Consider the following 14635-nt stretch of genomic DNA (forward strand, 5'->3'; position numbering starts at 1 on the left):
TAATTTTTTTAACACCCAAATAAAAACAAGCCCATGCAAGTTAGTGTTACAAGCCTCAACAAAGTTCATTCTAAGACAAAGAATGTATTGACTTTTATATTGATTACTTTTTACTGCTTTATTTGTATGTCGTTTACTGTCAATAACAATGATGGATCTACAAAAAATGACGGGAACGCAAAAAGTGAAAAAAAGGAAATTACAATCGGCCCTGCATCAAGTATAGGCCCTTCAGAGGAAACCGTAATTAGACCTCAGGAAGATAACAATACCATTACTCCAATGGAAGATGATAAAGCAGAAAAAAAGAATACTGTACAATCAATTGGATATGAGTTTCTTCCTGCAAAAAAAGAAGAAGTAACTATCCAACCTGAGCCAAAAATTACTACTACAATTCAACCTTCTATTGGTCCTTCTACAAAAGAAATACGTCCTTCTAATCCAACTCCAAGTGCTATTGTTGTAAGATCACAGGCTCAAGAAGTAAAATCTTTAGAACCTGTGAAAGGACAAAACAATCTGCAATTGATAAGTACCAGTTATATGGCAAAGCAACGCAATGTAAAAAAAGACAATGTCCCTATTGCAGAGCCTGCTTCTATATTAGATATGATTAATCACAAAACAGATAAAGCCAAAACAACAGGGATGCAATCTTTGATAGACAATATAGCAAGTTCTTCAACTGCTCATACGTCTATTAATTGGATGACTTGGGATGAAGCGATGAGAAAAAATGCTCAATCACCTCGAAAAGTCATGGTAGAATTATATACAGATTGGTGTACATGGTGTGTGAAAATGGATAAATCAACTTTTCAAGATCCAGCGATTATTCAGTACATCAATGAAAATTTTTATGCTGTAAAATTCAATGCTGAGACTCGTGAAGAAGTATTTTTCAAGGGGCAAAAATTTGGCTACATTCAAGATGGTAATAAAGGCTATAACTTGTTCAGTCTGTATTTGACAAGAGGCAAATTGACTTACCCTTCCATTGTATTTTTAGATGAAACGGTCAACAACCCTCAGCCTATCAAAGGTTTTCAAAATATTGGGATGATGAATCGGTTACTACAATACTTCGGAGAAAATTATTACAAGGAAATGGATTGGAGTCTGTACAATCAATCCTTCGAATCTGCATCCAGATAACCTTTTCGTACGATAAAAAGCATTAAAACTTAAGCTGCAATGGGTTCTTTAAAAAGAATTCATTGCAGCTTTTTTTATGGAAAAAATTGAAGGTGAGAATTTTATGAGAGTAAAAGAAGTGTGGTAATTTTACATCAATTGAAAATTTAGATAAAAAAGTATGGTTGGATAATAAAACATTATTATCTTTGCAGTCGGCGAGTCTCACAAGACCAGCTCCTTTACCTAATTCCCCAGGGCTTGATCGCAGCAAGGAGGGTTCTGTCGAGCGGTGCGTTGTGGGATACTCGCCTTTTTTTGTTTATGGTCTTCTCTATTTGCTATTCTTTTTCCTTCCATCTATAAGTATCCAAATTTTCAAATCCTGCTAAGTCCAATACCCTATCTACAACAGTCGCTGCTAAATCTTCAAATGTAGCAGGTTTACTGTAGAAAGAAGGACTTGCCGGACAAATAATTCCGCCTACTTCGGTTATTGTTTTCATGTTGTTGATGTGTATCAAACTGTAAGGAGTATCTCGCACCACCAATATCAACTTGCGTCGTTCTTTCAGTATTACATCTGCTGCTCTTGTAATAAGATCATTAGATATGCCATGTGCTATTCGACTCATCGTTCCCATCGAACAAGGACAAACAATCATTTCACCATATTTTGCCGAACCAGAGGCAAATGGCACGTAAAAATTATTTTTTTCGTAAAAATCGAATGGGTATTGATCAAAATCAGAATTATCTAGCTCAAATTCCCAAACGCTTTTTGCGTTAGAAGACATCACAACACCTACAGCTTCCAATTGATTACCATATAATAAAAGTTTGTCTAATAATATTTTTGCATATATAGATCCACTTGCTCCTGTGATTGCCACGACTATTTTTTTACCCATACTATTTTTTTTAAAAAAATTATCTAAAAATCTGTTTAAGAAAATATCAAAAATAACTATCTTGCGACCGTAAAGTTTACTTTCTATTTTATTATTGTTATTTGCCTCCATACCAGATTGGTTTATAACCAACTGAAAAAAGTTGTTGTTGTATGAAAAGAATGTTCCTCTTCGTAGTGGTTTTTGCATTGTGTTCCTCGTTTACTAGTATAAATGACGGAATTTCGAAAGGTGAAGTTAAAGTTGAATCTACTACAGATGCAACAGAAACTTTGGCTTCTGACACCAATCAAAGTGTTATTTACAAACACTATCTTCGTCAAATCACCGAAAAGCCAGAGGTCGTCAATTGGCTTACTTGGCAGGAAGCTATGGAATTACAAAAAGTTGAGCCTAGGAAAATTATAGTAGATTTATATACCGAATGGTGTGTATGGTGTGAAAGAATGGAGAAGGCAACATTCAAACATCCTGTAATTGCTCAATACATCAATGAAAACTTTTACCCCGTTAAATTTGATGCCGAAACTCGCGAAACTATCAACTTTCGTGGTCGTGATTTTAACTATGAAAGCCAAGTAGAGAGAGGCTACAATATGTTTAGTGTATATCTAACAAGAGGACAACTAAGTTATCCTTCAGTAGTATTTTTGGATGAGAAAGCAAATAATCCTCAGCCAGTAAAAGGCTTTCAAAACCCAGTGGTTATGGATAAATTGCTACATTTTTTTGGAGAGAACCACTATTTAACTCATGATTGGGGCATATTCAATCAGTTGTATATTTCCCCACTGCAAAAAGAATGGAAAGATAAACAAGGAAAGAAACGATTAACAGAAAAGAAATATTAATCCCAGAAAAATTATAATAAAAAAGCTACTTTGTTTACCTCAAAGTAGCTTTTTTATTATCTTGTAATGTCATTATGTATTTGTGAGAGTAATACTGAAAATAGTTCGAAAGTACACCCAGTCTGCCTTATATTGAGAATCCATCCCCAATAGCTTTAGAAATAATAAAATTGAAAAAATAAATAAAATGTGACTAAAATAATGCAATTGGAGTCTAATAAACTTTGTAAGACTTTGTAAAATTTTACAATGGCATGATATTTTAAGAAAGAAACAAAGTAATCCAACCAATTTAAGCAAGCTCTAAAAGTCAGTAGGCAAATAATTCTTTTTTTATATTCTATTTATTTATTTTTGCATTTGCTTTTTCGAAATAACGATAGAATACCCATTATTACTTAATGGTTGTATTGGTATTAAAAGAGTAGTTAAGCTAAAAAGTGTTTTTTACACAATAAATTGTCTTGCAAAATATTTATAATCTGCCTTTTAGTAAAAATAAATAAGATTTAAAATACTTTATACAAACCGAGTAATTTTTTCAATTATACAATACAAGTCAAAAAAACATTTGATAAGGCTTGAAATGATTAAAAAATGCTTAATTTTGTTGGCGAGTATTTGACATAATTAGGTTTAATTCTTTTAGCTATTATTGTTTAACAACTTAAATTTTTTCCAGATTATGAGAAATCTCAAACAGTTATTTTCAGTATTTTCTTGTATGGCAGTCTGTTTGCTGCTAACTAACCTTGCTACCGCACAAGAAGCAGGTGACTTGCCTTCTAATGCTCAGCCTGGCAAATGTTATGCTAAGTGTTTAGTTCCAGATCAGTATGAGACTGTTACTGAGCAAGTTCTTTTGAAAGAAGCTTCTTCAAGAATTGAAATTGTTCCAGCTGTATATCAAACTGCAGAAGAGCAAATTTTAGTAAAAGAAGCATACCGAGTATTGGAAATTGTTCCTGCTCAATTTACAACTGTTACCGAAGAATTGTTGGTAAAAGAAGCATCTTCACGTTTGGAGTATGTTCCGCCAACATATGAAACTGTTACAGAACAAATTTTGGTACAACCAGCAACTACAAAATGGACAAAAGGAAGAGCAGATGCAAACTGCTTGTCACAAAATCCAGAAGATTGTAAAGTATGGTGTTTGACTGAAATTCCTGCTCAATACAAAACCGTAACACGTCAAGTATTGAAATCGCCTGCGACTACTACAGAAGCACCGATTCCTGCTGAGTACAAAACCATCACCAAAGCAGTAGTTCAATCTCCTGCGGCTACACAAGAAAGAGAAGTTCCTGCTGAATACAGAAATGTAACTAAGCAAGTATTGGCTTCTCCTGCTACTACTAATGAAGTAGAAATCCCTGCTGAATACAGCACCGTAACTACTCGTAAATTGGTAAAAGAAGGTGGGTTCACAGAATGGGTAGAAGTAGTATGTGAAACAGACATGAATGCTGCGACTGTTTCTGCTATCCAACAAGCATTGCGTTCAAGAGGATACGATCCAGGTCCGATTGACAATGTGATGGGTGCGAAAACAAAACAAGCTCTTACACAATTCCAAAAAGACAATGGCCTTCCAATTGGTCAAGTGAATATGGAAACGATGAGAGCATTGGGTTTGAAATAAATATGCGACTATAATTAATACAAAAGCCTGTTATTCTTTGAATAGCAGGCTTTTTTTGTTCAATAATTTAGTACACCAAATCTAAATAAACGGGTAAATGATCGCTGTATCCACCCGTATACTGCGCACCGTAATAGGTACGAAAAGGACGCACACCCAGTTTTTTGTCTTCTGGTTCTACCAAAAACGAACCTTCATAAATCATTGCTGCTTGGTTTTGAATTTGAAGTCCCTTTTTTCGTTGAAGTAAGGGTGCAGAAACAATTATTTGGTCTAAAATTCCCCAATGATTTTCGTGTTTATGTGTACCTTTTCCTGCTTGTTCTAAAGCCGCCATTAAATTGAATAAATCATTAGAAGCCAGATTGGAAGTATCTTTTTTAGCATTCAATATCTTCAAAACACTTTCGTCATTGAGTGAATCGTTTAGGTCGCCCATAATCACAATATTTGCTTCGCTATCTGTTTGGTAAATAGAATCTACCGTTTGTCGTAATACTGAAGCCACAAAATTTCGTTTAGGGTCTGTTTCGATATGGCCACCAAATCGGGAAGGCCAATGATTGACAAAAAGATGAACCGTATCTTCACCTAATACAATTCCCTTTACATAGAGAATATCCCTTGTTTTGGAGTCAATATCAAACGGAAATTTTATAGTAATGGCTTTGTGGCCAATGGGTTCAAATTTACTTGTGCGGTAGAGCATCGCAACGTCAATCCCTCGGCGGTCAGGCGATTCTTCGTGTATAATGTCGTAATCCAATTTTCGCAAGGGCGTTCGGACTATAAGTTCTTGTAAGACAAAGCGATTTTCAATTTCGCACAAACCTATCACAGCAGGTGGTTCCCATCCTCCAACACCAATAATGGTTCGGTAAATATTTTGTAGTTTGGTATAATATTTTCGACTTCCCCAACCTTTGATACCTCTTGGGGTGAAATCCTCATCGTTTTTGAGGCTATCATCACGGGTGTCAAATAGATTTTCGACATTGTAGAACATAATGCGAAAAGCATCTTCTACATTTCTTAAATCAGTGTTTTGTTGAGATTTGTCTGCTTCTGTATTGAACACATCCTCATTCACTTGCGAAAAAGCAGGTTGAAGCAGAAAGAGGAGTATTGTAGGCAAAGAATAGTATAAACGCTGCATTATGTGTAATTTTGTAAATTCAAAAATAAATTAACCCTTCAATGAGTGACGAGTTTCAAAATAATCAGACGGACGAAGATAACCAAGAAGAAGAACATCTTTATGAACATTATGTCCTAAAAGTAGATCCAGGACAGACTCCAATCAGAATAGACAAGTTTGTTTTTCAACAAACTGGGATTAGTAGTCGCACCAAGATTCAAAATGCTGCTAAGGCGGAGTGTTTGCTCGTTAATGGGAAGGCGGTGAAGTCCAATTACAAAATCAATCCAAACGATGAGATAAAAATTGTGATGCCCAAACCAATGGGACGCTATGAGATTGAACCTGAAGACATGCCTTTGAACATTGTATATGAAGATACAGAATTGATGATTGTGAACAAACCTGCTGGATTGGTAGTACATCCTGGTAGTGGGAACTATACAGGTACTTTGGTACATGGATTGTTACATCATTTTGAGCATTTACCTGTCAATGAAAAAGGAATTGAAGGAATGAGGCGGCCTGGACTGGTGCATCGGATTGATAAAGATACAACGGGTTTGATGGTGATTGCTAAAACCGATTTTGCGATGACTCATCTCGCCAAACAGTTTTTTGACCATACAGTAGTTCGTCGGTACCATGCGTTGGTGTGGGGCGATTTGAAGGAGGAAGAAGGTACGATTACAGGAAATGTAGGGCGCAATTTGCGCTATCGACAGGTGATGGACGTTTTTCCAGAAGGAGATAGGGGCAAACATGCGGTAACGCATTACAAAGTCTTAGAAAGATTTGGGTATGTGACTTTGGTGGAATGTCGCTTGGAAACTGGAAGGACGCATCAGATTCGGGTACATTTTAAGTGGCTCGGACATCCGCTCTTCAATGATGTAGCGTATGGAGGTGATAAAATTATCAAAGGTACGGTTTATACCAAATACCGACAGTTTGTAGACAATGCTTTTAAAATCATCACCAGACATTCACTTCATGCCAAAGTTTTAGGTTTTGTCCATCCAACAACTAAAAAGGAACTGTATTTTGAATCGGAATTGCCTGAGGATATGTTGGGTGTGATTGAAAAATGGCGGAAGTACATGAACGGTGTGAAGTTGTAATTTTCCCAAGAAATAAACAAAAACTCACAGTAACGATTAAGAACCATCTAGATTAATCACACAACCTCATTTACAATAAAATTCAGCAAAATTTACCAACAATTTATTGATTTTGCCAACAGATATAACATTTTCTCTATCTTCGTTGTTAAAGGTTTATTAAAAATTAAAATACAGAATTGACTCGATGAAATTATCCAAAACCCCTCTCAGCATTCGAAAAGAACGTGAATTGAATGATCTGAAAAAGCAGTTGAAGAAAACCAAAACACAGTTGAAGCGCAGCACTACACGCCTCACTAACCTTCAAAAAGGCATTACCAAATTGCAGCAAAACATAGCCAATGAAATGCTGCAAAATCAAGAAAAAATGAAGGCTCTTCGTGAAGAACTATTGGCATTGTTGAAGAAAATAATGGCTTCAAAAAAAGTGGATAAAGAAAGCCGAGCGCAAGCCAAAGAACTTTTCAAAGAACTGGGGGAACTTGATGATACTGTTCCCAATATGGAAGATTTTGAAGGAGGGGATGAAAGTGAATATGAAGGAAGGGGAGGACGTTTTGCCTTCTTTGAGCAATTTAGAGCCGAAACACCCAAAGAAGAGCAGAGGAGTATTCGCAAGGTATTTATCAAACTTGCAGCGAGATTTCACCCCGACAAAGCAAGCACGCCGCAGGAAGCAGATCGTTTTCACAAGATTATGCAGCGAATCAATACTGCTTATGAACGCAATGATATTCTGACCTTATTGGATATGGAAGCTCAATATGCCGATTATCAAAAAGAGGAGGTGAACAATGAAATTGACGAATCGGCGATTGTGAGTTTACTCGACCAAGAAATTTCAAAAGCAGCTATTGAACTGGATTTATTAGAAGGGCAGTTGAACCGAGTGAAAGCAGAAACAAAAGATTTGAGGGCTTCAGATGCGGGTGAAATGCACCGAGAAGCTACCCGCGCTAAAAAATATGGCGTTGATTTTGTGGCGGATATGAAGGAGCAAATGGAAAGTGCAGTTGAGCAACTGATCGCAGTGAAAGGAGTCATGGAAGAATTGTTGAAGAAAGGAACGCTTACCAATGAAATGCTAATCAAAGCAGGCCTGATACCTGATCTTTCGATGTTTTTTGATGAGTTTGATGACGAAGATGATGAGTACGATGACGACGATGACTTTTTTGGAGATATGGACACCAAAGATTTACAAAAAATGTTTAAGGATATGTTTGGACTTTAGCAATGAGTGGTGTTAGCCTCTTTGGGCTGATAAAGAAAGACTTCGGAAGTTTTTTATAAAAGATTTACAATTAGTAACATAGCCTCTTGATTCTTTAGGAGGCAAACTTCCGAAGTCGAAGCTCAATTTTTATCAGAAAGTAAAAGATGCTCCAAAACTTGGTAAAATTGGTAGCTGATTGATTCGGTCGTACCGAACACGGTCAAAGTAAAATATATTTCGTCGGTCGTAAATATTGGTGACACTTCCCGATAATTCTAAGATAGAATTTACCCCCACTGAAAACTGCTTCTTCAAAGACAAATCCAAACGGTGATAGTCTGGCAAACGACCGCCATTCAGTTGATCATCGAATATAATTCCAAGATTACCATTTTCTTCTGTAATGTTTACGTCAATACCCGTACTCAAAAAATTGAGGTCTTCGTAGAAACCTTGTGTTTGAGTGAAAGGAAAACCTGAACCATAATTCCACCGCAAACTCACTTCCCAATCTGTATTTTTTCCAAAACCGTAACTACTTAGGAAATTGAGGTTGTGGCGGCGGTCAAAGTGAGGATTGTAGATTTGTGTGCCATCATCTCTTGTTACCTCACTTAGCGAGTACACCAGCCACAGAAATAGATTCTTGTGATCGTATTTCAACAAAAAATCTACCCCAGTAGCACTTCCTGTTTCGATGATGTAATTGGGATCATTGCCAAACAATTTATTGCGGTTCACATTCGTCAATTGGGTGAAATCTTTGTAGTATCCTTCCACATTCAAAGACAAATTTCTGGTGAGATCGAATTCGACTCCTCCAATGGCATGAACTGCAGCCTGCAAATTGTCGCTTGCCCGATTTCCTTCTGTATCAAAAATGGCAGTTTCGGGTGCAGACAAAAATCCAGTAAACAAGTTCACCACATCACGGTCGGACTTTGTGCTCATAAAATTTTGTGTATAAACTCCACCCGCCAATTTGAAGCGTAGGTCGCTCGTTGCATTGTACTTCAATCCAAAGCGTGGCTCAAATTTGAACTGGGCTGCCGAAGCATAATAATTCACCCGAATACTGGGTTCTATCACCAATTTTTCTTTGATATTTGCCTTGTATTTTAAATAGCCACCAATCTCGGTCGTATTCTGATTTTCTTCAATTTTGAAGCCCAAAGGATTGATAAATTCAAATGTGGTAGAATACCCACTCACTTCAATACCATAGGTCAAGTCGCTGCTATTGGGCAAAAAATAATTGAAGTTGATACCTCCATTGAAGCCCCCAATAGAACTTTTGCGAGGTTGCCCATCGGCTTCTACCAAGCCGATATTGTAATCAGACACAGACAAGAAACCATCCAAAATCATTTTGGATTGGCCTGGAATCAATACAAATGTAGAACCTACGCCCGTAGCATCCCAACTAAAATCCGACTGTTCTGCAAACTTGGCATCGTCTCCAAATCGAAAGCCTGAAATATTGAATTTGCTACCATTATCGGTATTGAAGGATACCTTTCCGTAAATATCGGTGAAGGTGTAAGGCAGACCCGCTGTGTCAATGTAAGAATAAAAGGTTTTTGAAGTTTTATCCAAATAAGACGTTTTGAGCGAGAGGATATAAGAAGCACTCACTCCGACTCCTCCTTCCTTCAATTTCATCAAAGGTCCTTCCAGAATGGCTTTGCTCAAAAAAGTATTGGAGGCAATTTTACCTGTATGGCGGTTTTTGTTACCGTCTTTTGTCGTCACATCTATCACCGCCGATATTCGACCACTGTATTCAGCATTGAAGCCACCTGTCATTACCTCCACGTTTTTGATAAGGTCGGTTTCAAAAACAGAGAACAAACCGATGGAGTGAAAGGGATTGTAAATGGTAATACCATCTAATAAGACCCTTGTTTGAATCTGTGAACCTCCCCTAATATACAATTGTCCACCTTGATCTCCCGTAAAAACTACTCCAGGCAATACTTGTAAATACTGCGCCAAGTCGGGATCTCCTCCAATAGCAGGAATTTTGGTGATTTGTTTTGGGGTGATTTTAATAACAGAAGTACGTACTTCTGTCTGTGCCTCTTGTTTGGCTGCACCTACTTCAAAAACATCCAGCATAATATTGCCTTTGGAAATGAATAGTTTTTCATTGAGGATTTGGTTGGCCCTCAACGTCACTTCAACTTTTGTGGTATCATATCCAAGGGCGGTACTCATAAGCATGTAAGTGCCTTCTGGGACTTTATTGATACTGAAAAAACCATTGATGTCGGTTGCGGCGCCATAAGTAGTTCCTTCCAAAAAGACATTGTTAAAGATCATTGGTTCGCCCGATTCTTCATCGTAAACAAAACCCCTGATAATGCCGTCTCCACCTTGCGCCTTCAACAATGAAGGTATACTCATCAAAGTCAATAATAGGATAAAAATGTAGGGTCGTAGTATTTTTTGCATGAAATTCAAATGTTTGTGGTTAGAGGGAATAAGCGTCAACCTGCGTCCTCCAAAAAATAGATGCAAGATTAGGGAAATTTGGTTGGATATTCACTTAATGAATGTTAAGAAATTATAAGGCTCGCAAGATATTTGACAATGCTATCATTTGTGAAACACATTAAAATAGAACAAAACCATTTTTGAAGCCACAAAAAGCTAGATATATGTGACAAATGAGGAAAAAGAAGGTATTTTTGTAAAAATGCTACCTTATTTTTACGGCTGCTACAATTGAAGCCAAATTCGGGCATTTTTGATTTATTCTCATTTTATTTTCATTTTTTATGCACGCATTAACAGGCTTAGACGCATCTTTCCTATATCTCGAAACACCCAATGCTCCCATGCACGTTGGAGGATTGGCCATCATTGAAGGTTCGCTTGAATTTGAAACCTTTCGTGAGGTTATCCGCTCACGATTGCACCTTGTTCCCTCCTTTACCCAACGTCTTGTTCAAGTTCCATTGAGCTTGGACTATCCTTATTGGATTGATGATCCCAACTTCAATTTGGATTGGCACTTACACCATACGGCCCTTCCTCAGCCAGGTGACTGGAAACAACTCCGAAAATTAGCCTCTCGCTTGTTCAGTCAGCCCTTGAACCGCAATCGCCCACTATGGGAAGTAGTATTCATTGAAGGAATCAACAATATTCCACAAGTGCCTCCAGGTTCGGTGGCGATTCTCAGCAAAATACACCATGCTGCAATTGATGGTGCATCGGGCGTAGATATCAACAATATCATTTATGATATGACTCCTGAACCTCGAAAATTTCCGCCTCCTCCTGCCAAAAAAATCGAATCTGTACCAAGTGATTTAGAATTGGTCAGGCGAAGTGCGGTGAACTTTGTAAAACGTCCCTTCAAACTCCCCAAATTGTTGTTGGATACAGCTACTTCAACGGTTAAAGCTGGCTATCTAACCAGAGTACGGAGTGCGCCCATGCCAACACTTCCTTTCACTGCTCCTAAAACCATTCTCAATGGACCTGTTTCGGCTGATAGGATTTGGGATACGTCTCTATTGTCTTTGGATCGTGTGAAAGCCATCAAAAATGTGATTGAAGGAACGACTGTAAATGATGTGATTTTGGCGGCTTGTGCAGGAGCATTGAGAAGATATTTGCTTGAAAAAGATGCGCTTCCCGAAAAACCTTTGATAGCAATGGTGCCAGTTTCTACCCGTACTACTGAAGAAAAGAATACGATGGGTAATCAGGTTTCCTCCATGTTTATTCCTTTGGGAACGGATATTGAAGATCCGATTGAACGCTTGAAGCACATCAACGAGCATACGCAAAGTGGAAAAATCGTGCAGCAGGCTGTTAATGCAAAATCATTGGTGGAATACAGTGAATTGATTCCATTTGGTTTGGCAGGTACTGCAGCACGTTTGTACAGCCGAGCGAATCTATCAAAACTGCATAATCCTGTTTTTAACTTAGTCATTACCAATGTCCCAGGGCCGCAAGTTCCCATTTATATGGGTGGTAAACAATTGTTGACGAGCATGGGTATGGCTCCAGTAATGGATGGTATGGGCTTGTTGATTACTGTTTTGTCTTACAACGGTGTGATTTCTTTGAGTCCTGTTTCGGCACGCAATATCATGCCTGATATGAGTAAATTTACCCGCTACCTGCGAGAAAGTGCCAACGAATTGGAGGCTGCAGTATTGGCTTCGGATGAAGCAAAAGAAGCGGCTGCAAACGTGGATAAATTAGCTGACATCACACCTATTTTTCAGTTTATGGCAACTTATGTGGCGAAAAATCCAGAAATGAAATTCCCCGCAAATGATGTCTATCAATTTGAAATAACGGGCGAACAAGCTCAAAATTGGGTTTTTGACCTGCAAAGTACACCGCCTCGCATTTATGAAGACCAGATTGAAGATGCAAAATGTACTTTGACGATGAAGGACAAGCATTTTGCGGCAATGGCTGCGGGAAAATTGAAAGGTACTGCTGCTTTTATGCAGGGTAAAATGAAGGTGAAAGGGGATGTGAATGCTGCAATAAAATTTGGGAAGGTTTTGGAGATGTTTCCTAAAAAATAAATCACAGATTTTTTGGATTTTGCAGATGGGTAATTGAAAGGCAATTTTTTAATAAAATGGCAAAATATGTTTTTTGACTTGAAACGGTGTTGGGTTTATCCGATGAATTAGCAATGCTATTAAGAACAGAATGTGATTACTTGATGCGGAAACTAAATCTGAGTAATCTGCCCATCTGCAAAATCTGCTATGTAAATTTATTCTTCAACCACATAAATCGGCATACTTCGTTCTACACCCTTATTGTCATCATTGATAAAGGAAGGTTCTTGTAGTTCGTTTTTGAGGCTACGTACCATATCTCTCACACTCGTAGTCACATAGTCTGAAAGTTCTTTTACCGTCACAATTCTATCCCCATTTCCGTCTGCTTTTCCGTTCTTCATTCCATCAATTAACGCTTTGGTAAAAGCGCCATTGTCCCAAGTATCATCTTCATACGATAGTTGATTTTGGCTACTTGAGGTGAATGTCAGACTGATATTTTGTTTCTGACTAACCTGCCTTATAGCATCATTGATGTCCATCATATCGCCACGTGCACCTCCGCTATGGCAAGCATCAATGAATATTATTTTTTTACAATCTATGGAGGTCAATTGAGCGGTAATATCATCTTTGAAGGACACAGAAGTGGATCGGCGGCGAAGTGGATTGTAATCGCTGCCATGAATTCGGAAATCTTCCCCTTCCATAAATCCATGTGAAGAAACAAACAACAGCATCATGTCGCTGGAATGCACGTCTTGATTGTATAAGTATTCTTCTATCATGCCCCTAATCTCATTGGTAGTTGCCTTTTCTCCCGTCAATTTTTTTGAATACACATGAGCGAAAATTTTATCATTACCTTCTCCTCCTTGGTCTTCAAATATTGTTGCAAAATCATTTGCATCCTTTTCGGTATATTTTAGATTGATTGTCTTGGGGCCAATAGATAGTACATGTAAATCGGGTTTGCGTTGAGAATAAACGACTTCTAATTCCTTAGAATACTCCGATCCTGCTTCATTGTTTACCCTCACTTTTATATGATTGATTTCTGGATTCAATTTGATGGTATTGATGTAGGTAAACAGTTGTTGATCTCCTGTCATTTTTGGAGCTTCGGCCTTATAATTGGCAGGTAATCCATTGATATATACCGTAAAATCGTTGGTGGTTAGCTTGTGAGATGTATAAACCTTGAGTTTAATGGTAATCAATTCATCATCAGCAAACATTTTCTTATCGGGTAATTCATCAGGATTGGGGCTTAACCAAAAAATATTTAAATTTGGATTGGGTTGAGTTGAAGTAGTTTCTTGTTCTTTGTTGGAGTTATTATCTACGACTGTTTTTTCTGCAATCGTTTCTTGTTCTTTGTTGGAGTTATTATCTACGACCGTTTTTTCTGCAATCGTTTCTTGTTCTTTATTGGAGTTATTATCTACGACCGTTTTTTCTGCAATCGTTTCTTGTTCTTTATTGGAGTTATTATCTACGACCGTTTTTTCTGCAATTGGTTCTTCTACAGTGATTGGTAGCCCAAGTTGTGTCTGAATCCGTGCTACATAACCTTTCACTTCGCCATCATTAGGATTGAAGTCTGTCAATAATTTTTTGTAGTCCTCCAAAGCACCTTCTAAATCTGTCATTCTCCATTTTAAAGAGGCACGGTTGAAGTAAGCCAGTTCTGACTTAGGATTTAATTTGATTGCCTTATTATAATCTTGCATGGCCTTCGTATAATCAAATCTGTAAGATTGATACAACATTCCTCTGTTTTGATACGGCATTGCATAATCAGGATTTACTTCAATGGCTTTATCGTAATCGCTGAAAGCCTTTTCGTTATCACCAATTATTTGATAGGCTTCTCCACGAAAATTGTAGGCAAGGTCAACGGATTCTTCGTTTGCATCAATCACCTTTGTCAATAATTCAATGGCCAAATCGTATTTTTCGTTATTATAAGCATCCAGCCCTTGTTGATAAATATTTTGTGCATTGGCGGATAAGCCCATCAACAATATGAATAAGATGGCGAGCAAGTTCTTCATGACCTTCAATTT

The 14635-nt window shown here is 37.7% G+C and carries 10 protein-coding genes; 6 read left to right on the forward strand and 4 right to left on the reverse strand.

Annotated elements, in window-relative coordinates; all coding sequences use genetic code 11:
- Window positions 1-33 precede the first annotated feature (33 nt).
- Window positions 34-1158: a DUF255 domain-containing protein gene (locus R3E32_23185; protein MEZ4887657.1), complete on the forward strand. Its 1125-nt coding sequence runs from the start codon at window positions 34-36 to the stop codon at window positions 1156-1158.
- Window positions 1159-1478: 320 nt separating this feature from the next.
- Here R3E32_23185 and R3E32_23190 read toward each other — a convergent pair whose 3' ends face one another.
- Entirely contained in the window at window positions 1479-2048 is a 570-nt protein-coding gene (locus R3E32_23190; protein MEZ4887658.1) for a UbiX family flavin prenyltransferase, read from the reverse strand.
- 152 nt (window positions 2049-2200) lie between these two features.
- Here R3E32_23190 and R3E32_23195 point away from each other — a divergent pair, with 152 nt between their 5' ends.
- Window positions 2201-2899 (forward strand): DUF255 domain-containing protein, encoded by a 699-nt coding sequence (locus tag R3E32_23195; GenBank protein MEZ4887659.1) that lies wholly within the window; start codon window positions 2201-2203, stop codon window positions 2897-2899.
- A 685-nt stretch (window positions 2900-3584) separates the two neighbouring features.
- Window positions 3585-4544: a peptidoglycan-binding domain-containing protein gene (locus R3E32_23200; GenBank protein ID MEZ4887660.1), complete on the forward strand. Its 960-nt coding sequence runs from the start codon at window positions 3585-3587 to the stop codon at window positions 4542-4544.
- A gap of 67 nt (window positions 4545-4611) precedes the next feature.
- Here the strand turns inward: R3E32_23200 and R3E32_23205 are convergent, their stop codons facing one another.
- Window positions 4612-5700, reverse strand: coding sequence for a hypothetical protein (locus R3E32_23205; protein ID MEZ4887661.1), 1089 nt, complete (start codon window positions 5698-5700; stop codon window positions 4612-4614).
- Between the two features lie 41 nt (window positions 5701-5741).
- On the opposite strand from R3E32_23205, the gene R3E32_23210 reads away from it, so the two are divergent.
- Window positions 5742-6803, forward strand: coding sequence for an RluA family pseudouridine synthase (locus tag R3E32_23210; GenBank protein ID MEZ4887662.1), 1062 nt, complete (start codon window positions 5742-5744; stop codon window positions 6801-6803).
- A 187-nt stretch (window positions 6804-6990) separates the two neighbouring features.
- On the forward strand, window positions 6991-8040 hold the full coding sequence (locus R3E32_23215; protein MEZ4887663.1) for a J domain-containing protein: 1050 nt from the start codon (window positions 6991-6993) through the stop codon (window positions 8038-8040).
- Between the two features lie 132 nt (window positions 8041-8172).
- Here the strand turns inward: R3E32_23215 and R3E32_23220 are convergent, their stop codons facing one another.
- Complete coding sequence (locus tag R3E32_23220; GenBank protein ID MEZ4887664.1) at window positions 8173-10476, reverse strand: TonB-dependent receptor; 2304 nt, start codon at window positions 10474-10476, stop codon at window positions 8173-8175.
- 326 nt (window positions 10477-10802) lie between these two features.
- Here R3E32_23220 and R3E32_23225 point away from each other — a divergent pair, with 326 nt between their 5' ends.
- On the forward strand, window positions 10803-12581 hold the full coding sequence (locus R3E32_23225) for a wax ester/triacylglycerol synthase family O-acyltransferase (protein MEZ4887665.1): 1779 nt from the start codon (window positions 10803-10805) through the stop codon (window positions 12579-12581).
- A gap of 197 nt (window positions 12582-12778) precedes the next feature.
- Here the strand turns inward: R3E32_23225 and R3E32_23230 are convergent, their stop codons facing one another.
- Window positions 12779-14623, reverse strand: a complete 1845-nt coding sequence (locus R3E32_23230; GenBank protein MEZ4887666.1) for a caspase family protein — start codon at window positions 14621-14623, stop codon at window positions 12779-12781.
- Window positions 14624-14635: the final 12 nt, after the last annotated feature.

The organism is Chitinophagales bacterium (assembly GCA_041392475.1).
GTDB lineage: Bacteria > Bacteroidota > Bacteroidia > Chitinophagales > UBA2359 > JAUHXA01.